Origin of the sequence: Salipiger abyssi, assembly GCF_017311415.1 — a bacterium.
Classification (GTDB): Bacteria; Pseudomonadota; Alphaproteobacteria; order Rhodobacterales; family Rhodobacteraceae; genus Salipiger; species Salipiger abyssi_A.
This window is the reverse complement of the sequence record NZ_JAEKIS010000005.1, coordinates 219,684-241,846: the sequence shown is the minus strand read 5'-3', so window position 1 is coordinate 241,846 and position 22,163 is coordinate 219,684. Positions and strand designations below refer to the sequence as shown.

22 protein-coding genes are annotated in these 22,163 nt (G+C 64.9%); 10 read left to right on the top strand and 12 right to left on the bottom strand.

Features of this window, described 5'->3' with window-relative positions; all coding sequences use genetic code 11:
* Window positions 1-61 precede the first annotated feature (61 nt).
* From I6N89_RS09360 to coxB, 5 genes are all read right to left on the bottom strand, one after another.
* Window positions 62-862: a cytochrome c oxidase subunit 3 gene (locus tag I6N89_RS09360; protein ID WP_207018108.1), complete on the bottom strand. Its 801-nt coding sequence runs from the start codon at window positions 860-862 to the stop codon at window positions 62-64.
* A gap of 25 nt (window positions 863-887) precedes the next feature.
* Window positions 888-1,472: a cytochrome c oxidase assembly protein gene (locus I6N89_RS09355; protein ID WP_207018106.1), complete on the bottom strand. Its 585-nt coding sequence runs from the start codon at window positions 1,470-1,472 to the stop codon at window positions 888-890.
* Window positions 1,462-1,638 (bottom strand): hypothetical protein, encoded by a 177-nt coding sequence (locus tag I6N89_RS09350; RefSeq protein ID WP_207018104.1) that lies wholly within the window; start codon window positions 1,636-1,638, stop codon window positions 1,462-1,464. The genes I6N89_RS09355 and I6N89_RS09350 overlap by 11 nt, the downstream gene beginning before the upstream one ends.
* Window positions 1,635-2,585 (bottom strand): heme o synthase, encoded by a 951-nt coding sequence (gene cyoE / locus I6N89_RS09345; RefSeq protein ID WP_207018103.1) that lies wholly within the window; start codon window positions 2,583-2,585, stop codon window positions 1,635-1,637. Before cyoE ends, I6N89_RS09350 begins: the two co-directional genes overlap by 4 nt.
* 65 nt (window positions 2,586-2,650) lie before the next feature.
* A complete protein-coding gene (gene coxB, locus I6N89_RS09340; protein WP_207018101.1) occupies window positions 2,651-3,556 on the bottom strand; it encodes a cytochrome c oxidase subunit II in 906 nt (301 codons plus the stop codon).
* 190 nt (window positions 3,557-3,746) lie between these two features.
* Here coxB and tldD point away from each other — a divergent pair, with 190 nt between their 5' ends.
* The 7 genes from tldD to I6N89_RS09305 all read left to right on the top strand — a co-directional run bounded on the left by tldD (window position 3,747) and on the right by I6N89_RS09305 (window position 11,927).
* Entirely contained in the window at window positions 3,747-5,168 is a 1,422-nt protein-coding gene (gene tldD, locus I6N89_RS09335; RefSeq protein ID WP_207018099.1) for a metalloprotease TldD, read from the top strand.
* The gene (locus I6N89_RS09330) at window positions 5,149-5,589 is read left to right on the top strand and encodes a hypothetical protein (RefSeq protein WP_207018097.1); all 441 of its coding nucleotides are present in this window, start codon (window positions 5,149-5,151) and stop codon (window positions 5,587-5,589) included. The genes tldD and I6N89_RS09330 overlap by 20 nt, the downstream gene beginning before the upstream one ends.
* Before the next feature lie 146 nt (window positions 5,590-5,735).
* Window positions 5,736-6,914 (top strand): DNA-processing protein DprA, encoded by a 1,179-nt coding sequence (gene dprA, locus I6N89_RS09325; protein WP_207018095.1) that lies wholly within the window; start codon window positions 5,736-5,738, stop codon window positions 6,912-6,914.
* A 137-nt stretch (window positions 6,915-7,051) separates the two neighbouring features.
* On the top strand, window positions 7,052-9,745 hold the full coding sequence (topA, locus tag I6N89_RS09320) for a type I DNA topoisomerase (protein WP_207018093.1): 2,694 nt from the start codon (window positions 7,052-7,054) through the stop codon (window positions 9,743-9,745).
* 227 nt (window positions 9,746-9,972) lie between these two features.
* Window positions 9,973-10,482, top strand: coding sequence for a L,D-transpeptidase (locus tag I6N89_RS09315; RefSeq protein ID WP_236016524.1), 510 nt, complete (start codon window positions 9,973-9,975; stop codon window positions 10,480-10,482).
* A gap of 114 nt (window positions 10,483-10,596) precedes the next feature.
* Window positions 10,597-11,301, top strand: a complete 705-nt coding sequence (locus tag I6N89_RS09310; RefSeq protein WP_207018089.1) for a CoA transferase subunit A — start codon at window positions 10,597-10,599, stop codon at window positions 11,299-11,301.
* Window positions 11,301-11,927, top strand: a complete 627-nt coding sequence (locus I6N89_RS09305) for a 3-oxoacid CoA-transferase subunit B (RefSeq protein WP_207018087.1) — start codon at window positions 11,301-11,303, stop codon at window positions 11,925-11,927. The genes I6N89_RS09310 and I6N89_RS09305 overlap by 1 nt, the downstream gene beginning before the upstream one ends.
* A 72-nt stretch (window positions 11,928-11,999) precedes the next feature.
* Here the strand turns inward: I6N89_RS09305 and I6N89_RS09300 are convergent, their stop codons facing one another.
* From I6N89_RS09300 to I6N89_RS09290, 3 genes are all read right to left on the bottom strand, one after another.
* A complete protein-coding gene (locus tag I6N89_RS09300; RefSeq protein ID WP_207018085.1) occupies window positions 12,000-12,536 on the bottom strand; it encodes a phasin family protein in 537 nt (178 codons plus the stop codon).
* A 300-nt stretch (window positions 12,537-12,836) separates the two neighbouring features.
* Window positions 12,837-13,283, bottom strand: coding sequence for a phasin family protein (locus tag I6N89_RS09295; RefSeq protein ID WP_207018083.1), 447 nt, complete (start codon window positions 13,281-13,283; stop codon window positions 12,837-12,839).
* Between the two features lie 131 nt (window positions 13,284-13,414).
* On the bottom strand, window positions 13,415-15,208 hold the full coding sequence (locus I6N89_RS09290; RefSeq protein ID WP_207018081.1) for a PHA/PHB synthase family protein: 1,794 nt from the start codon (window positions 15,206-15,208) through the stop codon (window positions 13,415-13,417).
* 165 nt (window positions 15,209-15,373) lie between these two features.
* On the opposite strand from I6N89_RS09290, the gene phaZ reads away from it, so the two are divergent.
* Window positions 15,374-16,636 carry a polyhydroxyalkanoate depolymerase gene (gene phaZ, locus I6N89_RS09285; RefSeq protein WP_207018079.1) on the top strand — a complete coding sequence of 421 codons (1,263 nt, stop codon included), beginning with the start codon at window positions 15,374-15,376 and terminating at the stop codon, window positions 16,634-16,636.
* Between the two features lie 223 nt (window positions 16,637-16,859).
* Here phaZ and I6N89_RS09280 read toward each other — a convergent pair whose 3' ends face one another.
* Genes I6N89_RS09280 through I6N89_RS09270 form a run of 3 tightly spaced genes read right to left on the bottom strand, consistent with a single transcriptional unit; the run spans window position 16,860 to window position 18,904 of the window.
* Window positions 16,860-17,396, bottom strand: coding sequence for an adenine phosphoribosyltransferase (locus I6N89_RS09280; protein ID WP_207018209.1), 537 nt, complete (start codon window positions 17,394-17,396; stop codon window positions 16,860-16,862).
* A gap of 12 nt (window positions 17,397-17,408) precedes the next feature.
* On the bottom strand, window positions 17,409-18,032 hold the full coding sequence (locus tag I6N89_RS09275) for a LysE family translocator (RefSeq protein ID WP_207018078.1): 624 nt from the start codon (window positions 18,030-18,032) through the stop codon (window positions 17,409-17,411).
* Window positions 18,029-18,904 carry an S-methyl-5'-thioadenosine phosphorylase gene (locus tag I6N89_RS09270; RefSeq protein ID WP_076696144.1) on the bottom strand — a complete coding sequence of 292 codons (876 nt, stop codon included), beginning with the start codon at window positions 18,902-18,904 and terminating at the stop codon, window positions 18,029-18,031. The genes I6N89_RS09275 and I6N89_RS09270 overlap by 4 nt, the downstream gene beginning before the upstream one ends.
* Before the next feature lie 244 nt (window positions 18,905-19,148).
* Between I6N89_RS09270 and I6N89_RS09265 the strand changes: the two genes are divergently transcribed.
* The gene (locus I6N89_RS09265) at window positions 19,149-20,780 is read left to right on the top strand and encodes a SulP family inorganic anion transporter (RefSeq protein WP_207018076.1); all 1,632 of its coding nucleotides are present in this window, start codon (window positions 19,149-19,151) and stop codon (window positions 20,778-20,780) included.
* Window positions 20,781-20,988: 208 nt separating this feature from the next.
* On the opposite strand, the gene I6N89_RS09260 is transcribed toward I6N89_RS09265, so the two are convergent.
* A complete protein-coding gene (locus tag I6N89_RS09260) occupies window positions 20,989-21,591 on the bottom strand; it encodes a flavin reductase family protein (protein ID WP_207018074.1) in 603 nt (200 codons plus the stop codon).
* A gap of 77 nt (window positions 21,592-21,668) precedes the next feature.
* On the opposite strand from I6N89_RS09260, the gene I6N89_RS09255 reads away from it, so the two are divergent.
* Window positions 21,669-22,154: a GNAT family N-acetyltransferase gene (locus I6N89_RS09255; RefSeq protein WP_076696139.1), complete on the top strand. Its 486-nt coding sequence runs from the start codon at window positions 21,669-21,671 to the stop codon at window positions 22,152-22,154.
* The last annotated feature ends 9 nt before the right edge of the window (window positions 22,155-22,163 follow it).

The following is a 22,163-nucleotide window of genomic DNA, read 5'->3' as shown; positions in this document are numbered from 1 at the left end:
TCCAACAAAAAAGCGGGCCATGAAGGCCCGCTTTTCTATTTTGCGCTTGTCGCGAGGAAGCTCAGCCGCCCCAGACATAGACGGCGGCGAAGAGGAAGAGCCACACCACATCGACGAAGTGCCAGTACCAGGCGGCAGCCTCGAAACCGATATGCTTGGTCGGCGTGAAATCGCCCTTCATCAGCCGCAGCAGGCAGACGAAGAGGAAGATCGTGCCGATGATGACATGTGCGCCGTGGAAACCCGTCGCCATGAAGAAGTTGGCGCCATAGATGTTGCCGGAGAAGCCAAAGGCCGCATGGCTGTACTCATAGGCCTGGAAGACCGAGAAGATCGCGCCCAGAACGATGGCGATGATCAGGCCCCATTTCATGTCTTCGCGGTTGTTCTCATGCACCAGCGCGTGGTGCGCCCAGGTCGCTGCGCAGCCCGAGCAGAGCAGGATCATGGTGTTGATCAGCGGCAGGTGCCAGGGGTCGAAAGTCTCGATCCCGGCGGGCGGCCAGACGCCGTCGACCGCCGGCGAGTTCGGGCCCATCGGATAGAGCGCGTGTTTGAAGAACGACCAGAACCAGGCGAAGAAGAACATCACCTCGGACATGATGAACAGGATAAAGCCGTATTTCAGGCCGATCTGCACCACCGGGGTGTGATCGCCGACGCGGCTTTCGGCGATCACGTCGGACCACCAGCCGAACATCACGTAGAGCACGCCGACAAAGCCCGCGAGGAAGATCCAGGGGCCGCTGCCATGGAACCAGAGCACGGTGCCGAACAGCATGACGAACGCCGCCACCGCGGCCATGAACGGCCAGATGGAGGGGTTCAGAATGTGGTAATCGTGGTTTTTAGCGTGCGCCATCTCGTTTCCCTCGTTGGATCGGCGTTCAGTTCACGGAATTCTCGTCCGCGGTCTTGGTATCGAGCGCGGCCTGCGCCTCTTCGGGCAGGTCGATCTCGTAGAAAGTGTAGCTCAGCGTGATATGCTTGGTGTATTTCGCATCGCGGTCCTCGACGATCTCGGGATCGACGAAAAAGCTCACCGGCATCATCACGCGCTCACCCGGCATCAGCACCTGCTCGGTAAAGCAGAAGCATTCGATCTTGTCGAAAAAGGCGCCGGCTTCATAGGGGTAGACATTGTAGGCAGCCTGACCGGCGACCGGGTGGTCGGTGGGGTTGTAAGCCTCGTAAAAGGCCAGGCCCTCTTCGCCGATACGCAGGGTCATTTCTGTCTGCGCCGGCTTGAACTCCCAGGGGAAGCCGCGCGCCTTGGAGGCGTCGAAGCGGACCTTGATGGTGCGGTCGAGGATTTTGCCCGCAGGGCCCTCGGCCACGTTGGTGGTGCCGCCAAAGCCGGTCACCCGGCAGAACCAGTTATAGAAGGGCACCGCCGCCCAGGCCATGGCGCCCATGAAGACCACCACGCCGATCAGCTGGAGCAGCGTCTTGTTCTTGCCGTCAGTTGCCATTCTGCACCTGTGCGTTGCCCTGAAGCGCCGCCGAGAAATTGCCGTTGGTCACCTTCACCACGGTCATGCCGAAAACGATGACGATGAAGGCCGCCAGCACCAGCCCCAGCCCGACATTGCGGCCAAAGCGGCGTTTGTGCAGCTCGTGTTGCTTGGCGATGCTCATGCCCAGCCTCCCAGCCCGAATTGCGCCAGCCCGGCCTCTGCCAGAATCGCGCCGAAATGCGCGAAGAGGTAGAGCAGCGAGAGCTTGAAGAAGCGTTTCTCGGTTTTGAAATTGTCCGCTTCCGAATCCGCTTCGTCGCGGCGGAAGATCTCCCAGGCGCCCTTGAGGAAGAGCGCGTTCAGCACCAGCGCCACGGCCAGATAGACCGGCCCGCCGATGGCGGTGAAGCCGGTGCCGATGGCGAGTGCCGCCAGCAGCACGGTATAGACGAGGATATGCACGCGGGTGGCGCGGCGGCCGTGGGTCACGGTCAGCATCGGCACGCCCGCATCGTCGTAATCGGAGCGCATGAAGAGCGCCAGCGCCCAGAAATGCGGCGGCGTCCACATGAAGGTCAGGCAGAACATCAGCACCGCCTCGACGCTCACCGAGCCGGTGGCCGCGGCCCAGCCGATCATCGGAGGGAAGGCGCCCGCGGCGCCGCCGATCACGATGTTCTGCGGCGTCGAGCGCTTCAGCCACATGGTGTAGATCACGACATAGAAGAAGATGGTAAAGGCCAGCAGCCCACCGGCCAGCCAGTTGGTGGCAAGGCCGAGGAAGACGCAGGAGAAGACCGACAGCGCCAGACCGAAGGCCAGCGCCTCCTGCGGCTGTACCCTGCCGGCGGGGATCGGGCGCTTGACGGTGCGTTTCATCACCGCGTCGATATCGGCGTCCCACCACATGTTGAGCGCGCCCGAGGCGCCGCCGCCCACGGCGATGAACAGGATCGCGCAGAAGCCGATGAACGGGTGGACGGGGGTGGGCGCGGCCAGCAGACCGACCAGCGCCGTGAACACCACCAGCGTCATCACCCGGGGCTTCAGAAGGGCGAAATAGTCGCCGAACTGTGCCTCGCCGGGCTGGGATGCGGTGACGGTGGTGTTGGTGCTGAGATCGGTCATGCGAAGATCTTTGGCTCTTTCAGGTCGTCAGTGGCGCGCCCCGGGGCGGGACGCGCCGGGAAGGTTCAGGAATTGGCCAGGAACTGGCGGACGTCGACATAGCCGCCGTCTTCCTGCGAGGCGGCGAGCCAGGCGTCATAGGCCTCCTGGCTGACCACCTTCACGGTGATCGGCATATAGGCGTGCGAGATGCCGCAGAGCTCGGAACACTGGCCGAAATAGACGCCCTCGCGCTCGGCATTGAACCACAGCTCGGCGATCCGGCCCGGCACGGCGTCTTGCTTCACGCCGAAGGCGGGGATGGTCCAGGAGTGGATCACGTCGGCGCCGGTGACCTGCATCACCACGGTGGCGCCCACGGGCACGACGACCGAGGTGTCGGTGGCCAGCAGCCAGTCGTCCTTGGAATAGCCGGCGCGCTCGAGTTTGGCTTCCATCGCCGGGCTGAAGACATAGGCCTGGGCGCCGGCCTCTTCGTCCTCGGCTTCCAGCGTGTAGGGCTGGCCGATCATGTAGCTGTCATAGGCCAGCTCCTGACCGACATATTCATAGCCCCAGTACCACTGGTAGCCCGTCACCTTGATGATCACGTCGCCCTCGGGGATCTCCTGCTGCTTGAACAGCACCGGCAGGGAGAAGGCGCCGATGACCACCAGGATGATGATCGGCCCGATGGTCCAGGCCACCTCGATCGGCGTGTTGTGGGTGAAGCTGGCCGGCGTCGGGTTGGCGCGGCGGTTGAAGCGGATGAAGGCAAAGATCATCAGTGCCACCACCAGCAGGGTGATTGCCGTGATGATGATGAGCAGCATGCCGTCGAGCCATTGGAGGTCGCGGGCCAGCTCTGTCGCGGCGGGCTGGAAGCCCAGGCCACCTTGATGCGGGCGTCCCACCACTTCCAGGTCCTGGGCGATGGCGGGCGCGGCCAGAAGGCTGGCCATAAGCCCCGTCAGCATCGAAATCTTACGCATGTGTCACCTGATCCGGTTGTCGTTCTTGTTCGTTCGCAGGAGGATACATCCAGCGCGGTGCGCCTGGGCGAGACCTCCTCCCCTCTGAGTTCCGCTCTTTAAAAAGCACAATCCGTGCATCAAATAAAGCAGGTCTGGCGCGGCAAAAAGGCGCTTTTTTTGATCTGGATCAAATAAATCGAGGTATCTCATGGCCGAAGCCCCCTTTCGCCCCTTTGAAACAGCGCTGGATCGCGACCGGACGCTGGCGCAGCTGCGCACGGCGCTGGACGGCGCCGAGGACGGAGAGCTGTTCCTGGAACGCCGCCGCGCCGAGGCGCTGGTGCTCGATGACGGGCGAATCAAGACCGCGAGCTACGACGCATCCGAGGGATTCGGCCTGCGCGCGGTGAAAGGTGAGGTCGCCGGTTATGCGCATGCGACCGAGCTGTCGGAACGCGCCATTGCGCGCGCCTCGGAAACCGCGCGGCTGGCGGTGGGCGATGGCGGCGGTGTGCTGGCGCCGCCGCCCGCGGGCACCAACCGCACCCTCTATACCGATGCCGACCCCATCGCCGGGCAGACCTTTCCGGTCAAGATCGACACGCTGCGCGAGATCGACGCCTATGCGCGCGGGCTCGACAAGCGCGTGGTGCAGGTCACCGCCACCATCGCCGCGAGCTGTCAGGAGGTGGCGATCCTGCGCCCCGAAGGCACGCTGGTCACCGATACGCGCCCGATGACCCGCGTCACGGTGAGCGTGATCGTCGAGGAGAACGGTCGCCGCGAGGCCGGCAGCGCCTCCGGCGGCGGGAGGTTTCTGCTCGATGGGCTGCTTGAGCCTTCCGACTGGCAGGGCAAGGCGCGCGAGGCTTTGCGCATCGCGCTGGTCAACCTGAGTGCCGAGCCGGCGCCGGCGGGGGTGATGGATATCGTGCTTGGCCCGGGCTGGCCGGGCATCCTGCTGCACGAGGCCATCGGCCACGGGCTCGAGGGCGATTTCAACCGCAAGGGCTCTTCGGCCTTTGCCGGGCTGATGGGGCAGCGCATCGCGGCGCCGGGTGTCACGGTTCTCGACGACGGCACCATCCCCGACCGGCGCGGTTCGATCACCGTGGATGACGAGGGCACGCCTTCGGGAAAGAACGTGCTGATCGAGGACGGCGTGCTCGTGGGCTACATGCAGGACCGGCAGAACGCCCGTCTGATGGGGGTGACGCCCACCGGCAACGGGCGCCGCGAAAGCTATGCCCATGCGCCGATGCCGCGCATGACCAATACTTACATGCTGGGCGGCGACACCGATCCGGGCGATATCGTCGCGGATCTTGAAGACGGCATCTGGGCGGTCGGTTTCGGCGGCGGTCAGGTGGATATCACCAACGGCAAGTTCGTGTTCTCCTGCACCGAGGCCTACCGGGTGAAGAACGGCAAGGTCGGCGCCCCGGTCAAGGGCGCCACGCTGATCGGCGACGGCGCCACGGCGCTGCAACAGATCCGCGCGCTCGGCAACGACATGGTGCTCGATCCGGGCATGGGCAATTGCGGCAAGCAGGGGCAATGGGTGCCGGTGGGCGTGGGCCAGCCGACGGTGATGATCGGGGGCCTGACCGTTGGCGGTGCGCAGGCCTGAACGCCGCTGGCATCCGCTGCGTTCGGTTCCGGGCCCCGGGGCCCGGCTGTCGCGGCATCTTGGCGCTTTCGCGCTGACAGTGATTGCGGCTGCATTCGCGGGGATGATTCTGATCGGCGCGGGGGAGGCCCTCGCGTTACTCTCGCCTGATATGGGCATGGTCCTGAGCAGCTTCGGCGTGCTGTTTGGCATGTCGTTCCTGATGAGCTGGCTGGGTCATCTGCCGCTTGCTGTCCTGCTCAACGTGATGATGCGATGCGGTATGGCCGGCTGGCTCAGTGTGGCGCTGGCCGGCCTGGCGATCGGCGCATTCTGGGCGGAGGTGCTGGATCTGTGGTCCGTGGCGCTGATCGGGCCGATACTGGCTTTGATACACGGCGCCGCCCTGCGCCGGCCTCTGGCTGGGCGAACAGCGGATTGACGCGCGGATCGCGGTTCCGAGGGCTTGCGGTCTTTTTTAAAGAGGGCAGTGTTTTTTGGCCCAGGCCGGGGATTTTCCGAGTTGGTTTACCACTGATTAAGGAAACTCGGGCTAGAGATATCCCTGCAAGCAGATGGGGCTCAGGGATGACCGAGGACAGCAACAGCTATTCTTCCACTCACCCCCCACTCCCACCCACCACGGAAGACGATCGGCTGTCCTGGCTCCGTCTCTTGCGCTCTCGTCGGGTCGGGGTCACGACGTTCTGGCGGCTTTTGTCCGAACACGGCATGGCACAGGCGGCGCTCGAGGCGCTGCCCGGCGTTGCCGCCGCCGCCGGGGTCGACGACTACCGGATCTGCTCCGAAGGCGTGGTTCTGGCCGAGCTCAAGGCCGCCCGCGCCCATGGCGCGCAGCCGGTCTTTCGCGGCATGCCCGATTATCCCGCGCTGCTCTCCGATATCTCAGATCCGCCGCCGCTCCTTTGGGTCACGGGCGACCCGGCGGCGCTGACGCGACCCATGGTGGCGCTGGTCGGCGCGCGCAATGCCTCGTCGCTCGGCACCCGCATGGCGCGCGCCCTGGCGCAGGGGCTGGGGCAGGCGGGCTTTACCGTGGTCTCCGGGCTGGCGCGCGGCATCGACGCGGCGGCGCATCTCGCCGCGCTCGACAGCGGTACGGTGGCGGTGCTGGCGGGGGGCGTCGATGTGCTCTACCCCTCGGAGAACACCCGGCTGGCAGAGCAGATCCGCGCGCAGGGCGGCGCGCTGGTCTCGGAAATGCCGATGGGGATGCAGCCGCAGGCGCGGCACTTCCCGGCGCGCAACCGCATCGTCTCGGGCATGGCGCGGGCCAGTGTGGTGGTCGAGGCGGCAGCGAAATCCGGCTCGCTGATCACCGCGCGCTGCGCGCTCGAACAGGGGCGTGAGGTGCTGGCGGTGCCGGGCCATCCGCTCGACGCGCGGGCCGGGGGCTGCAACATCCTGATCCGCGACGGCGCGCAGCTTGTCCGCCATGCCGAAGATGTGATCGAGGCGCTGGGCCCGCTGGCAGCCGCCGCCGCGCCGCAGCCTGAGCTGCCGCTGGCGGAAGGTGCCCCCACCGTCCCGCAGGCCGCCCCGGAACGCCGCAGCCTGCGCGAGACCGCCGCGCTGCACAGCGAGATCCTGGCGCGGCTCGGCCCCGCCCCTCTTGCCGAAGACCAGCTTATCCGCGATCTCGCCGCGCCCTCCGACCGCGTGTCGCCGGCGCTTACCGATCTCGAACTCGAAGGACGCATCCGCCGTCAGCCGGGCGGGCTGCTGTCGCTGGCAAGCCGCGCCTGAAAAGCGGGCAGGGGCGCCACGCATGTAGCGGCATCTGGCCCCACATTGACATTTCCCCCTTGCGCCCCACATGTTGCGCCGCCATATGCGCCCCGCGCTCAGCCTGCGGTCGTATTTCCAGGAAAGGTGGTCATTTCATGCCAGTCGTCGTCGTCGAGTCCCCGGCCAAGGCCAAGACAATCAACAAGTATCTGGGATCCGACTACACCGTTCTCGCCTCCTACGGCCATGTCCGCGACCTGCCTCCGAAGGACGGATCCGTCGATACCGAGCATGATTTCGCCATGACCTGGGAAATCGCCAACGACTCGCGCAAACATGTCGCCGCCATCGCCGAGGCGCTGAAATCCGACAACGCCCTGATCCTCGCGACCGACCCCGATCGCGAAGGCGAGGCGATTTCCTGGCACCTGAAAGAGGCGCTGACCAAGCGCCGCTCTATCAAGAAGGATACGCCGGTCAGCCGGGTGACATTCAACGCGATCACCAAGGCGGCGGTCACCGAGGCCATGGCAAACCCGCGCGAGATCGACGCGCCGCTGGTCGAGGCCTATCTGGCCCGCCGCGCGCTGGATTACCTCGTGGGGTTCAACCTGAGCCCGGTGCTCTGGCGCAAGCTGCCGGGCGCGCGCTCGGCGGGGCGGGTGCAATCGGTCTGTCTGCGGCTCATCGTCGAGCGCGAGATGGAAATCGAGGCCTTCAAGCCGCGTGAATACTGGCAGGTCAAGGCGCTGCTCACCACGCCGCGCGGGCAGGAATACGAGGCGCGGCTCACCGTGCTGGGCGGCAAGAAGCTCGACCGTTTCGATATCGAGAATTCCACACAGGCCGAACTGGCGGTGCAGGCGATCACGTCGCGCGCACTCAAGATCGCCGGGGTAGAGGCCAAGCCCTCCACCCGCAACCCCGCCGCCCCCTTCATGACATCGACGCTCCAGCAGGAGGCGAGCCGCAAGTTCGGCATGGGCGCGCGCGCCTGCATGAGCGCGGCGCAGCGGCTCTATGAGGCCGGCCACATCACCTATATGCGGACCGACGGGATCGACATGGCGCCCGAGGCGGTCAGCGCCTGCCGTGACGCCATCGCCGACCGGTTCGGCAAGGATTACGTGCCCGGCAGCCCGCGCATCTACAAGAACAAGGCGAAGAACGCGCAGGAAGCGCATGAATGTATTCGCCCCACCGACATGACCAAGGATGCGGCGAGCCTGAAGCTGCGCGAGGACGATCAGCGCAAGCTCTACGATCTGATCTGGAAGCGCACGCTTGCCTGCCAGATGGAGGCGGCGCGGCTGGAGCGTACAACGGTCGAGATCGCCTCTGAGGACGGTCAGGTCGGTCTGCGCGCCACCGGGCAGGTGGTGCTCTTCGACGGCTTCCTGAAGATCTATGAGGAAGGCCGCGACGATGTGGCCGACGATGACGACAAGCGCCTGCCGCAGATCATGCAGGGCGAGCCGGCGGCCTTTGCCAAGAGCAGCCTTCAGGCTCAGTTCGACAAGGCGGGCGAGAAGGCCGACGCGGTGATCGACGACAGCGCCCCCGGCATGCAGAGCAACGGCGCCGCGGTGCTGTCGGAGAATGGCGCGGTGCTGGCCACGCAGAGCCACACCCAGCCGCCGCCGCGCTACACCGAGGCGACGCTGGTCAAGAAGATGGAAGAGCTGGGCATCGGCCGCCCCTCGACCTATGCCAGCGTCATCGGCACGATCCAGGACCGCGAATATGTCCGCAAGGAACAGAACCGCCTGATCCCCGAGGACAAGGGCCGGATCGTCACGATCTTCCTGCTGAACTTCTTCCGCACCTATGTGGGCTATGAGTTCACCGCCGAGCTGGAAAACGAGCTCGATGAGGTCTCGGCGGGCGATCTCGATTACAAGCAGCTGCTGGCCAAGTTCTGGCGCGATTTCTCGGCAGCCATTGCCGAGACCTCCGAGCTGCGCATCGCCGAGGTGCTGGATGTGCTCGACGACGCGCTGGCGCCGCAGCTCTACCCGCCGCGCGAAGACGGCTCGGATCCGCGCATCTGTCCGAAATGCGGGCAGGGGCGGCTGCATCTCAAGACCTCGCGCACCGGCGGTTTCGTCGGCTGCGGCAACTACCCCGAATGCACCTATACCCGCCCCATCGCGGGCGAGGGGGCCGATGGCGAGGAGCGTCTTCTGGGCATCGACCAGGAGGACGAGATCTGGCTGAAGGCGGGCCGCTTCGGGCCTTATGTGCAGCGCGGCGAGCCGACGCCCGAGAACAAGAAACCGCCGCGCGCCTCGCTGCCGAAAAAGGGCGGGGCGTTCCTGCCGGGCTGGTCGCCGGATGACGTTAATCTGGAAAAAGCGGTGACGCTGCTGACACTTCCTCGTGAGGTGGGCATGCATCCCGATGGCGGCGTGATCAAGGCGAACCTGGGCCGCTTCGGCCCCTATATCATGCATCAGGCCCCCGACGAGGAGAAGCCGGTCTATGTGAACCTCAAGGAGTTCCAGGAGGTCTTTGAGATCGGCATGAACCACGCGGTCGAGCTTCTGGCCGAGAAGCGTGCCAATCCCGGGCGCGGGCGGGGCTCTGCGGCCAAGGCGCTGAAGGAGCTGGGCGACCACCCGGATGGCGGAAAAATCGCTGTCTACGAAGGGCGTTACGGGCCGTATGTGAAGTGGGAAAAGGTCAACGCGACCCTGCCGAAGGATCTGGAGCCCGGCGATGTGAGCCTGGAGAAGGCGCTGGAGCTTCTGGCCGAGAAGCAGGCCAAGAAAGGCGGCAAGAAAAAGGCGCCGGCTAAGAAAACCGCTGCCAAGAAAAGCCCTGCCAAGAAAACCGCGAAAAAAGACTGACCGGCGCGCCCCGTTCGGGGCGTTCTGGACCGAAAGACCGCCCGGCGCCGCGCTGTCCGGGCGGTTTGCTGGTCGTTCTGTGGAACAATTTGCAAGATAATGTGTTTGGAAAATGTTATACGTTTGCCCCAGTTGAAGGGCAGTACCAACAAACGATAGTCAAAAAGGGCAACGTGATGTCCGCTCGAAGATACTCACGCCGCACGCTGCTTGGCGCAGCAGGTGCAATGGCTCTGGCCCCGGCGCTGCCGGTTCCGGCCCAGGCGAAGGGGCTTGTGCGCCACAATATCTCCAGCTTCACCATGCAGGATTGGCGTGACCATTTTGAGACGCTGGGCGTCGCCAGCATCGTGGCCGACACCAATTCGCGCGCGCTGCATTTCTGGAATGGCACCGGCACCGACTACCGGGTCTATCCCACTTCGGTGCCCAAGACCGACGAGCTGACCAAGCGCGGCTATACGGAAATCGTGCGCAAGGTGGTCGGGCCGTCCTGGACGCCGACGGCGTCGCAGCTCGAACGCTTTCCCGACTGGAAGCCGATCCCACCCGGACCGGACAACCCGCTGGGCACTCATGCAATGTATCTGGGCTGGCCCGCCTATATCATCCACGGCACGCACGACACCCGCAAGATCGGGCGCCGGAGCTCCGACGGATGCATCGGGCTTTACAACGAGAAAATCGCCGAGCTGTATCAGCTCTGCCCCATCGGCACGCAGGTGCGGGTGATCTGAGGCGCCGGTGAGGACGGGAACGCAAGGGCGGTGCCGCAATGGCGCCGCCTTCGTTGACTCTGGACCTGCCGCACGGCACAAACTGCCCCGATAGCTTCAGGAGGGGAGATTTCCATGAAGAAGGTCTATGGCTCGGCAGCAGAAGCGCTGGACGGCCTGCTCGAGGACAAGATGCTGATCGCCGCCGGCGGTTTCGGCCTCTGCGGCATTCCCGAATTGCTGATCGACGCCATCGTCGAGAGCGGCGTCAAGGATCTGACCATCGCCTCGAACAATTGCGGTGTGGACGGGTTCGGCCTCGGCAAGCTGCTCGATACCAAGCAGATCAAGAAGATGATGTCCTCCTATGTGGGTGAGAATGCGGAGTTCATGCGCCAGTACCTGAGCGGCGAGCTGGAGCTGGAGTTCAACCCGCAGGGCACGCTGGCCGAACGCATGCGCGCCGGCGGCTGCGGCATCCCGGGCTTTTACACCAAGACCGGCGTCGGCACGCAGATCGCCGAGGGCAAGGAGGTCAAGCAGTTCGGCGGCGAGGACTATATTCTCGAAGAGGGGATCTTTGCCGATCTCTCCATCGTCAAGGCGTGGAAGGCCGACACCACCGGCAACTGCGTCTTCCGCAAGACCGCGCGGAACTTCAACCCGCCGGCGGCGATGTGCGGCAAGATCTGCGTGATGGAGGTCGAGGAGATCGTCGAGCCCGGCGAACTGGATCCCGATCACATTCACCTGCCCGGCATTTTTGTGCACCGCATCATCAAGGGCGAGCACGAGAAGCGGATCGAGAAAGTCACCACGCGCAGCCGGGAGGAAGCTTGATGCCCTGGGATCGCAATCAGATGGCCGCACGGGCGGCCGAGGAACTCGAAGACGGCATGTATGTGAATCTCGGCATCGGTATCCCGACGCTGGTCGCCAACTATGTGGGCGACAAGGAGATCACGCTGCAATCGGAAAACGGCATGCTGGGCATGGGCCCCTTCCCCTATGAGGGGGAGGAGGATCCCGACCTGATCAATGCCGGCAAGCAGACCATCACAGAGCTGCCCAAGACGGCCTATTTCGACAGCGCCATGTCTTTCGGCATGATCCGGGGCGGCAAGATCGCGGCGGCGATCCTGGGCGCCATGGAAGTGGCCGAGAACGGCGATCTGGCGAACTGGATGATCCCGGGCAAGCTGGTCAAGGGCATGGGCGGCGCCATGGATCTTGTCGCCGGCGTGGGCCGCGTGGTGGTGGTGATGGATCACACCAACAAGCACGGTGAAAGCAAGGTGCTGAAGGCCTGCACGCTGCCGCTGACCGGCACCGGGGTGGTCGACCGCATCATCACCAATCTGGGCGTCCTGGATGTGGTCGAGGGCGGACTGAAGATCGTCGAGCTGGCCGATGGCGTGACCGAGGACGAGCTGCGCGCCGCGACCGAGGCGACCATCGTCAACTGATCGCGGACCCTTAGCGGGAAAAAAACGCGGCCCAGAAGGGCCGCGTTTTGCGTTACAGCGCTGACTGCGCGCTCAGCTCGTGCCGCTTGCCGCAGTCGTGCCGGTCTTGCGTGTGGTCGAGGTCGAGGTGGTGCGCTTGGCCGGGGCCGCCGGGGCGGCGGTCTTGGCCGCGGCGGTCGCCTTTTCGGCCGCGTCTTCGGTGGCCTTGGCGGTGGTCGCTGCGGCTGCCGATGCGTCCTCTGCCATGTCCTTGCCGGTCGACATCATCAGCTCGAGCGTCTCGCTCTGCATCTGCTTGGCGACTTCGCCGAGCGCGGTCATGTGGCTAGTGGCGCTTTCCATCTGGGCTGTGGCGAAATCGCTCATCGCCTTGGCGTAATCCGCCGGGTCGGATTTGGCCTTGGTCATATCGCCCATGCGGCCGAGCGTCTCCATCGTCCACTGCATCGAGATATCGGTGGTCTTACCAGCCGCGCCGAACGCGATGTTCGACAGCTTCTCGCCGAATCCCGCGGAGGTCGCCCAGGCGCCCTCCATCGCGTCGGAATCCATCGGCCAGTTGCCCATCATATCCTTGAAAGGTTTCGTGAAATCTTGCGTCAGTGCCATTGTGTCTCTCCTTGCGGAATTGCGGCGGATACCCCGCCTAGGCTTACGCTGCCTTGAGTGTGGCATTCTGCGGCGCGGCAACGCAAGGCTGCCAGCCGCGATTTCAGAAAAGCGTCACGAAATGCGCGGGACTCCGCCGTCACCGGTGAAGGATAGCGCTGCATCCCCGCAAGCTTTTGTAAAAAAAGAAAAAAGGGGCGAGCTCGCAATGTGAACCCGCCCCCACGTCATTGCGCCGGATTGGGAGGAGAGGGGCGCAATTTCTAGTCCGGGCCCCGGGAGGGGAGACCCGGAAACCGATTACTTCGCGGTCGCTTTCTTGGCGGCCGAGGTCATGTCGTCGGTGGCTTTCTTGACGGCGGCGGTGGCGTCTTCGGTGAAGTCCTTGCCGGCCGCCATCATCAGTTCCACGGTGTCCATCTGGACCTTTTTGGCGATCTCGGCGAAGGCGGCCATGTTCTCGGCGGCAACTTCGGCCTGGGCCGACGTGAAGTCGGACATCGCCTTGGCGTAATCGGCCGGCTCTTTCTTGACTTTGGACATGTCGGTCAGCTTGGACAGCGTGTCCTTGGTCCATTTGGCGGAAATCTCGGTGGATTTTTCGGCGGCTTCCAGAGCCACGGCGGAGAGCTTCTCGTTCAGCGTCGCGGTGGTCTTGAAGGCTTCGTCCATGGCTTTGGTGTCCACGGGGAATGCGCCCATCATGTCTTTCATAACGGTGGTGAAGTCTTGGGTCTTAGCGGCCATTGTCATATTCCTGTCTGTCTGCCTCGCGGGCCCACCCCGCGAATTCATCAGCTCCTTAGAATATGAATGCTGCACCGCAGCATTTCAAGGGAAACTTCTGCGATGCAGCACAATTGTGCAACTGGTTGATTTTACTGATTGGCCTTTACGCGCACGTAAGTTCCCGGGGCCGGCTCAAGTGCGGGATGCTCCGAATCACCGGGCTGACGCGCCGGCACCAGCTTGCCCGAACGCTTGCGCAGCCAGGCTTCCCATTCCGGCCACCAGCTGCCCTGATGATACTCCGCCGCCTTCTGCCAGGCCTCGGCATCGAGCTTGAGGTCGGGGTTCAGGTAGTGGCCGTATTTCTTTTTGCTGGGCGGATTGACGATGCCGGCGATATGGCCGGATTCCGACAGGATGAAGGTCTTCGAGCGCGAGCCCATCTTCTGCACGCCGCGATAGCAGTCTTTCCAGGCGGCGATATGGTCGGTCTCGGCGGTGATCGAAATCAGCGGTACATCCACGTCGTGAATGTCGAGCGTCTCGCCCATCAGCTCGAAACGGCCCTCGGAGAACTGGTTGTCCTGGCAGAGCCCGCGCAGATACTGCATCGCCATGCGACCGGGCAGGTTGGCGCCGTCGCCGTTCCAGTAGAGCAGATCGAAGGCCGGCGGCGTCTCGCCCATCATGTATGAGCGGATCGCCGGTGTGTAGATGAGATCGTTGGAGCGCAGGAACGAGAAGGTCCGCGCCATGATGAAGCTCTTGAGGATGCCGCTCGCCTTCACCTCCTCCTCGATGGCGTCGATGAAATCGTTCTGGAGGAAAGGGGTGAACTCGCCCTGATCGCTGAAATCGGTGAGCGCGGTAAAGAAGGTGGCGGATTTTATCTGCTTGTCGCCGCGTTTCTTCAGCAGCGACAGGGTGAGCGCCAGCGTGGTGCCGGCGATGCAGTAGCCCACCACATTGATGCGCTCGACGCCGCAGATCTCGCGCACCAGCCGCATGGCGGTGAGGAACCCGTCCTCGATGTAATCCTCCATGCCGACGTCGCGATAGCTCTCGTCGGCATTGATCCAGCTCACCACAAAGAGCGTATAGCCCTGATCGACGATCCAGCGGATCAGGCTGTTCTCGGGCTTCAGATCGAGAATGTAGAACTTGTTGATCCAGGGCGGGAAGAGCAGCAGCGGCGTCTCGCGCACCTGATCGGTGGTGGGAGAGTACTGGATCAGCTCCATCATGCGGTTGCGCCAGACCACCTTGCCCTCGGCGGTGGCGATGTTCTCGCCGATCGAGAACGCGTCTTCATCCGCCAGCCGCACCACCAGTTCGCCGCGATTGGCTTCTAGATCGGCGACGAGGTTTTCCAGCCCCTTCACCAGGCTCGCGCCCTCGGTCTCCAGCGCCTTTTGCAGCGCATCGGGGTTGGTGGCGAAGAAATTGGTCGGCGCCATCATGTCGGTGATCTGCTGCGCGAAGTAACGCAGCCGGCGTTTTTCGGTGTCGTCGAGCTCTTCGATCTCGTCCACCGCGCCGCGGATCGCGTCTGCATTGATGAGATATTGCTGCTTGATGAAGTTGAAATAGGGGTGGCTGTCCCAGAGCGGGTTCTTGAACCGGCGATCGCGCGGGCCGGGATCCTCGGGCGGGGCGAGCTTGCCCTCCGACAGCGCCTTCTGCGCCTCGATGAAATGCGACAGCGACTTGCCCCAGAACCCGACCTGCTGCTCGAACACCTTGGTGGGGTTGTTGAGCCATTCCTGCCAATAGGCCTGCGCGGCCTTGGCATAGAGCGTGGGCTCGGGGCCACTCAGGCCGCTGGGCATCGGTTTGCGATGCGCCAGCGCATCCATCAGGCGCTGGGTCAATTCCTCGACTTTCGCGAGATTGTCTTCCAGTTTCTCGCGTTCCGGGCTGACGGTGGCGGCTTTTGTTGTCATGAGCGCGAATCCCCCCTATCTTCTCCCAGACTTAGAATAACGATGCCGGTGCCGCGGTCAAAGCGGCGAATTGGTTTGACATCGGGCGGGTCTTGGGTGCAGCGGAGGGGTGCAGTCCATGGCTGAAGAGAGCCCGCGTCTGACGTGATACAGGAGACATCGCACATGCGTTACATGGCGACCTACGACCTGATGGAATCCCTTCGCAACACCAACCAGTGGCTTGGCGCGACAGCCAAGGCCATGGCCTCTTATCCTGCGCTCGCCGCGCTGCCCAATCCGGGCATTGCGTGGATGGCGGCGTGGGGCGAGGTGACCGAGCGCAGCTTCAAGCGCATGGTAGTCAAGCCCAGCTGGGGCGTCCGCAGCATCACCTGCGACGATGGCAAGGACCACCTGGTGCAGATCGAGACGGTGGTCGAAAAGGATTTCGGCGATCTCATTCATTTCAACGTGCAGGGCCGCGACGAGAAGCCGCGCAAGGTGCTGCTGGTGGCGCCGATGTCGGGGCACTACGCGACGCTGCTGCGCTCGACGGTGATCTCGCTCATCCCCGATGCAGAGGTCTATGTGACCGACTGGAAGAACGCCCGCGACATTCCGGTGAGCTGCGGCAAGTTCGATATCGAGGATTACACGCTCTACCTGATGGATTTCATGCGCGCGCTGGGGCCCGACACCAACGTGATCGCGGTCTGCCAGCCGGCGCCGCTGACGCTGGCGGCCACCGCCTATCTGGCAGAGCTCGATCCGGACGCGCAGCCGCGCACGCTGACGCTGATCGGCGGCCCGATCGACCCCGATGCCACGCCCACCGAAGTGACCGATTTCGGCAACCGCGTGACCATGGGCCAGCTCGAGGAATCGATGATCCAGCGGGTGGGCTTCAAGTACAAGGGCGTCGGCCGGCTGGTCTATCCGGGCCTGTTGCAGCTCAGCTCCTTCGTGGCGATGAATGCCGAGCGCCATTCCAAGGCCTTCAACGAACAGATCCTGCGGGTGACGCGTGGCGAGGGCTCGGATCACGATGCGCATAACCGTTTCTACGACGAGTATCTCGCGGTGATGGACATGACGGCGGAGTTCTACCTGTCGACCGTGGAGCGGATCTTCAAGAATGGCGAGATCGCGCAGAACCGCTTTGTCGTGGCGGGCAAGCAAGTGGATATCGGCAAGATCACCGATGTGGCGGTGAAGACCGTCGAGGGCGCCAAGGACGATATCTCGGCCCCGGGCCAATGCGTGGCGGCGCTCGATCTCTGCACCGGGCTGCCCGACAGCAAGAAGGCCAGCCATCTGGAGCCGGGGGCGGGCCATTACGGCATCTTTGCCGGTAAGAGCTGGCGCAACAATATCCGTCCGCTGGTGCTCGATTTCATCGACGCCAATGCCGGCACGCCCCGCAAAAGCGCCGCCAACGCCGCGTGACCTGATGGTGCGCCTGCGGCGCGCAGTCTGTCTCGGCCCCCGCCTTCGCCGGGGGCCTCGGCGCCTCTGGCCGGTCTGATACGTCAAGAGCGGCGGCGCGATGCGTGGCGGTCTTTCAAGGGCGTATTTTTGAAAGAGAAGACGGGCAGCGGCGGCGCGTCTGCTCTTCTTCTCTTTTCAAATACGCATATCCGGCGGTTGGGCCGGGCCGTGGTGCCCGAGGTCAGAGACCCTCGAAGGCGCAGAGCGCGTGCACATCCATGCCCATCGCGTCGAGCCGCGCGCGTCCGCCCAGCTCGGGCAGATCGACGATGAAGGCGCAGCCGATGATCTCGCCGCCGAGCCGTTCCACAAGCTTGATGCCCGCCTCGGCGGTGCCGCCGGTGGCCAGCAGGTCGTCGACCAGCAGAATGCGCTCGCCGGGGGCGATGGCGTCGTCATGGATCTCGACCACCGCCTCGCCATATTCCAGCGTGTAGCTTTCAGAGATCACGGCGCCGGGCAGCTTGCCTTTCTTGCGGATCGGCACGAAGCCCGCCGAGAGCTGATGCGCTATGGCGCCGCCGAGGATGAAGCCGCGCGCCTCGAGCCCCACCACCTTGTCGAACCGCATCCCGGCATAGGGGTGCAGCAGCTGGTCGACGGCCATGCGGAAGCCGCGCGGATCGGCGAAGAGCGTGGTCACGTCGCGGAAGACGATGCCCTCATGCGGGAAATCGACGATGGAGCGGATATAGTCGCGGACCTGTTTCTGGGCGATCATGGCGGCGCCTCAGCTCGCGCGGCGCAGGGTGGCGGTGAGCACCCCCATGCCGATGAGTGCGGCGCCGCCGGCGCGGGTGAGCCAGGCGATGATGCCGGGCCGGGCCACGGCGCTGCGCAGCCTGTCGGCGGCCAGCGCATAGACCAGCACATTGAGGGCTGCGAGGCCCACGAAGGTGGCGATCAGGATGACGAATTGCGGCAGCAGCGGCGCGGACGCGTCGATGAATTGCGGCACGAAGGCGATGAAGAAGGCGATGCTCTTTGGGTTGAGCGCGGTGACGGCGGCGGCATGTGCGAAGACGCCCCTGGCGGTGACCTCGGCGCGCGGGATCGCGAGGCCTTCCTTTGGGGCGGAGCGGATGAGTTTGATGCCGAGCCAGACCAGATAGGCGGCGCCGATCCATTTCAGCGCGGTGAAGAGCGTGGCCGAGGCCAGCACCAGCGCGCCGAGCCCGGCGAGCGACAATGACATGGCGGTGAAATCGCCGAGCGCGACGCCGGCGGCGGAGGCCATGGCGACCGAGCGGCCCTTGGAAAGCGCGTAGGAGAGCACCAGCAGCACGGTGGGGCCGGGGATCAGCAGCAGCGCGGTGGAGGCGGCGACGAAGGTCAGCCAGAGATCGAGACTCATGTCAGCATCCTTGCGGCAACGGCGTCGAGTTTCGACATCAGCATCGGGTCGCGTTTCTCCGGTGCGGTGAGCAGGGCGTAGTCGAGGGCGCGGTCGCAGCCATGCGGGCAGGGCGTGCGCTCGGCCCCCAGCAGCCCGGGCAGCCGGCTGACCAGATCGCGGGCCTTGTCGGCATTGCCGGTGAGGATCTTGACGATTTCGGTGATGTCGACGGCGCCGTGATCGGGATGCCAGCTGTCGTAATCGGTGACCATGGCGACCGAGGCGTAGCAGAGCTCGGCCTCGCGGGCGAGCTTGGCCTCGGGCATATTGGTCATGCCGATCACATCGGCGCCCCAGCTGTCGCGGTACATCTTCGATTCCGCGAGGGTGGAGAATTGCGGGCCTTCCATTGCCAGATAGGTGCCGCCGTCATGCACCCGGATGCCCGCTTCGCTCGCAGCGGTCAGGCAGGCGGCGCCGAGGCGCGGGCAGGTGGGGTGGGCCACCGAGACATGCGCGACGCAGCCGCTGCCGAAGAAGCTCTTCTCGCGAGCGAAGGTGCGGTCGATGAACTGGTCGATTACGACGAAATCGCCCGGCGCCATCTCTTCGCGGAAGGAGCCGCAGGCGGAGACCGAGATCACATCGGTGACGCCCAGCCGTTTCAGCGCGTCGATATTGGCGCGGTAGGGCACGGTGGAGGGGGAATGCACATGGCCGCGCCCGTGGCGGGGCAGGAAGGCCATCTTCACGCCGCCGAGCGTGCCGGTGAGGATCTCGTCCGAGGGCAGGCCCCAGGGCGATTCGACCGCCACCCAGCGTTTGTCTTCCAGCGTGTCGAGATCGTAGACCCCCGATCCTCCGATCACGCCGATCATGGTTTCCGTCATGCAATCCGCTCCGTGATATCCCTGGGCGAAGCGTGCAACGGCGTGGCGGCGAAGGGAAGGGCCGGGGGGCAAAAACCGCCCCCGTGCAGCGGGTTGTGAGGGTGGTGGGCGCAGGAAAGCCGTGACTTTCGCCGCCTCGCTTGTATGAGTGCGCGCAAGGGGCCGATTTCGAGCGTATGGGTGGCGTTTTTCGCTGCGGTGCAGTATCTGCGGCCTGCGTGCAAGCAACGAACAGGACAGCTCCATGGCCAAGGCCCTACTGGCGCGCTACGCCAGCCGCATTTCCATGCCCGATCTCAGCATCCACCCGACCGGGCGGCTGACACCGGGACAGGTCAAGACCGATCTGCTCTCCGGGCTGACCGTGGCGCTGGCGCTGGTGCCCGAGGCGGTGGCCTTTGCCTTTGTCGCCGGCGTGCACCCTCTGGTGGGGCTTTATGCGGCCTTCATGGTTGGGTTGATCACCGCCGTGTTCGGCGGGCGTCCGGGGATGATCTCGGGGGCGACCGGCGCGCTTGCGGTGGTGATGGTGGCGCTGGTGGCCGATCACGGCGTCGAGTACCTCTTCGCCACGGTGGTGCTGATGGGGCTGTTGCAGATCTTTGCCGGGGTCATGCACTGGGGCAAGTTCATCCGGCTGGTGCCGCATCCGGTGATGCTGGGCTTTGTGAACGGGCTGGCCATCGTGATCTTCATGGCGCAACTGACGCAGTTCAAGGTGCCGGGCAGCGCCGAGGCCTCGGGCCATGGCGGCATCGGCGGCGGCGCGTGGCTGAGCGGCACGCCGCTATTGGTGATGCTGGCGCTGGTGGCGCTGACCATGGCGGTGATCTGGCTGCTGCCGAAGCTGACGCGCATCGTGCCGGCGCCGCTAGCGGGGATCGCGGTGACCGCGGCGCTGGTGATCGCGCTGGGGCTCGACACGCCGCGGGTGGGCGACATGGCCTCGATCGAGGGCGGGTTCCCGGCCTTCCACATCCCCATGGTGCCGCTCACCTGGGAGACGCTGGAGATCATCCTGCCCTATGCGGTGATCCTCGCCGCCATCGGGCTGATCGAGAGCCTGCTGACGCTGAACCTCGTGGGCGAGATGACCGGCCAGCGCGGCGGCGCCAGCCAGGAATGCATCGCCCAGGGGCTCGCCAATACGGTGACCGGGTTCTTTGGCGGCATGGGCGGCTGCGCGATGATCGGTCAGTCGATGATCAACGTGAATTCCGGCGGGCGGACGCGGATCGCCGGCATCGTGGCGGCGCTGTTCCTGCTGAGCTTCATCCTCTTCGCCTCGCCGCTGATCGAGCTCATTCCGCTGGCGGCGCTGGTGGGGGTGATGTTCATGGTGGTGATCGGCACTTTCGCCTGGAATTCGCTGCGCATCCTGTTCCGGGTGCCGCTGACCGATGCCTTCGTGATCGTGCTGGTGACGGTGGTGACGGTCTATGAAGATCTCGCCGTGGCCGTGGTGGTCGGGGTGATCGTCTCGGCGCTGGCCTATGCCTGGAACAATGCCCGCCGCATCCATGCGCGCAGCTACGTGACGCCGGAAGGGGCGAAGGTCTATCAGGTGCAGGGGCCTCTGTTCTTCGGCTCGTCGGAGGGTTTTGCCGAGCTCTTCAACGTGGCGGAGGATCCGCAGACGGTGATCGTGGATTTCGCCGACAGCAGGGTGGTGGATCAATCGGCGCTTCAGGCCATCGAGGCGGTGGCGGCGAAATACCAGGCGGCGGGCAAGCGGCTGCAACTGCGCCACCTGTCGCGCGACTGTCACCGGCTGCTGACCAAGGCGGGGCATCTGATGGTCGATAGCGACGACGATCCGGATTACGCGCTGGCGGTGGATTACCATGTGCGCACGGGGATCCTCGGCGGGCATTGAGACCGGAGGGGTTGCGCCGCGGGCGTTGCCCGCGATGCCCGGGCGCGCGCGCCGCTGACGCGGCGCGCGCTTGTCGTTTGTATCCAAGGGATCTTGCGCGCGCCCGCGGCGCGCGGGTTGGGGCGCTGCCCCGTCGGCCTGCGGCCGACTCCCCGGGATATTTGGGGCCAATGGAAACCGGGAGGGTGCGCTATCCGGCGCTGGCGGGCTATTCGCCGGGGCGTTTGAGCGAGAACAGCTCGCGCACCACTGTGTAGTCGCGATAGCCCAGCCGCGAGAGCGGGTGGAAGCGGGTGATGTCGAAGATGCCATCGACCAGGCAATCGTCGCGTAGATGCACGCCGGTGACCTCGCCGAAGGTCACGAAATTGGACTTGCCGGGCAATTGCACGATCTGCACGACCCTGCATTCCAGCGCCGCCGGCGCGCGCGCCACGCGCGGGCAGTCGATGGTTTCGCATTCGGCCTTTTCCAGACCGGCCATCTCGAATTCGTCCTGCCCGGCCTGCCACGGCCCCGAGGTAAGGTTCATCGCGTCGCGCATGGCGTATTCAACGATGTTGACGCAGAACACGCCCTGCTCGCGCAGCTGGGCGACGCTGTCCTTGGTGTCGCCGCGGTCGTCCTTGGCCGAGGTCGAGGCGAACATCACCTGCGGCGGCACATAGGCCACCGCGTTGAAGAAGCTGTAAGGTGCGAGATTGTCGCCGAGCGCGCCCCGGGTCGAGATCCAGCCGATCGGGCGCGGCGTGACGATGGCATTGAACGGGTTGTGCGGCAGGCCGTGGCCATCTTCGGGGCGGTAGAACATTTCTGTCCTTTCAGATATTTGCACCTATAGGTTCAGGAATAGGCCGGTTCGCGGCCAATTGCACGGGAGAAGCGGCGCTGTTCACGCTGTCACAGGAAAAGCCCGACGACTGGTGGGAGATCGAGGCGCTATACGATCTCAGCTTTGCGCCGGGGCGCACGGCGCTCTCCTCCTATCGGCTGCGCGAGGACGTGCCGCCGGTGGCGGAGCTGTGCCGCATCGCGCGCGACGAGACCGGCATTCTGGGTGGGGCGATCCGTTACTGGCCGGTGCGCATCGGCGCCTGGCAGGCGCTGCTCCTGGGGCCGGTGGCAGTGCATCCCACCGCGCAGGGCGAAGGCCTGGGCGCGGCGCTGATCCGCGACACGGTGGAGCGGGCGCGGGCGCTGGAATGGGCGCGGGTGCTGCTGGTGGGCGACGAGCCCTATTACCGTCGCTTCGGATTTCGCAAGCTGAGCGGCGTCGAGATGCCGCCGCCGACCAACCCCGAGCGGGTGCTGGGGCTGGAGCTGGCCCCCGGCGCCTGGGAGGGGGTGACGGGCGAGGTGACGCGCGGCGCTTGATTTCGCGTG

Excerpts from the sequence above, each read along its gene's own strand:
- I6N89_RS09360 (WP_207018108.1), bottom strand. The coding sequence starts at position 862 with ATGGCGCACGCTAAAAACCACGATTACCACATTCTGAACCCCTCCATC.
- I6N89_RS09355 (WP_207018106.1), bottom strand. The coding sequence starts at position 1,472 with ATGGCAACTGACGGCAAGAACAAGACGCTGCTCCAGCTGATCGGCGTG.
- I6N89_RS09350 (WP_207018104.1), bottom strand. The coding sequence starts at position 1,638 with ATGAGCATCGCCAAGCAACACGAGCTGCACAAACGCCGCTTTGGCCGC.
- cyoE (WP_207018103.1), bottom strand. The coding sequence starts at position 2,585 with ATGACCGATCTCAGCACCAACACCACCGTCACCGCATCCCAGCCCGGC.
- coxB (WP_207018101.1), bottom strand. The coding sequence starts at position 3,556 with ATGCGTAAGATTTCGATGCTGACGGGGCTTATGGCCAGCCTTCTGGCC.
- tldD (WP_207018099.1), top strand. The coding sequence starts at position 3,747 with ATGGCCGAAGCCCCCTTTCGCCCCTTTGAAACAGCGCTGGATCGCGAC.
- dprA (WP_207018095.1), top strand. The coding sequence starts at position 5,736 with ATGACCGAGGACAGCAACAGCTATTCTTCCACTCACCCCCCACTCCCA.
- topA (WP_207018093.1), top strand. The coding sequence starts at position 7,052 with ATGCCAGTCGTCGTCGTCGAGTCCCCGGCCAAGGCCAAGACAATCAAC.
- I6N89_RS09315 (WP_236016524.1), top strand. The coding sequence starts at position 9,973 with ATGGCTCTGGCCCCGGCGCTGCCGGTTCCGGCCCAGGCGAAGGGGCTT.
- I6N89_RS09310 (WP_207018089.1), top strand. The coding sequence starts at position 10,597 with ATGAAGAAGGTCTATGGCTCGGCAGCAGAAGCGCTGGACGGCCTGCTC.
- I6N89_RS09305 (WP_207018087.1), top strand. The coding sequence starts at position 11,301 with ATGCCCTGGGATCGCAATCAGATGGCCGCACGGGCGGCCGAGGAACTC.
- I6N89_RS09300 (WP_207018085.1), bottom strand. The coding sequence starts at position 12,536 with ATGGCACTGACGCAAGATTTCACGAAACCTTTCAAGGATATGATGGGC.
- I6N89_RS09295 (WP_207018083.1), bottom strand. The coding sequence starts at position 13,283 with ATGGCCGCTAAGACCCAAGACTTCACCACCGTTATGAAAGACATGATG.
- I6N89_RS09290 (WP_207018081.1), bottom strand. The coding sequence starts at position 15,208 with ATGACAACAAAAGCCGCCACCGTCAGCCCGGAACGCGAGAAACTGGAA.
- phaZ (WP_207018079.1), top strand. The coding sequence starts at position 15,374 with ATGCGTTACATGGCGACCTACGACCTGATGGAATCCCTTCGCAACACC.
- I6N89_RS09275 (WP_207018078.1), bottom strand. The coding sequence starts at position 18,032 with ATGAGTCTCGATCTCTGGCTGACCTTCGTCGCCGCCTCCACCGCGCTG.
- I6N89_RS09270 (WP_076696144.1), bottom strand. The coding sequence starts at position 18,904 with ATGACGGAAACCATGATCGGCGTGATCGGAGGATCGGGGGTCTACGAT.
- I6N89_RS09265 (WP_207018076.1), top strand. The coding sequence starts at position 19,149 with ATGGCCAAGGCCCTACTGGCGCGCTACGCCAGCCGCATTTCCATGCCC.
- I6N89_RS09260 (WP_207018074.1), bottom strand. The coding sequence starts at position 21,591 with ATGTTCTACCGCCCCGAAGATGGCCACGGCCTGCCGCACAACCCGTTC.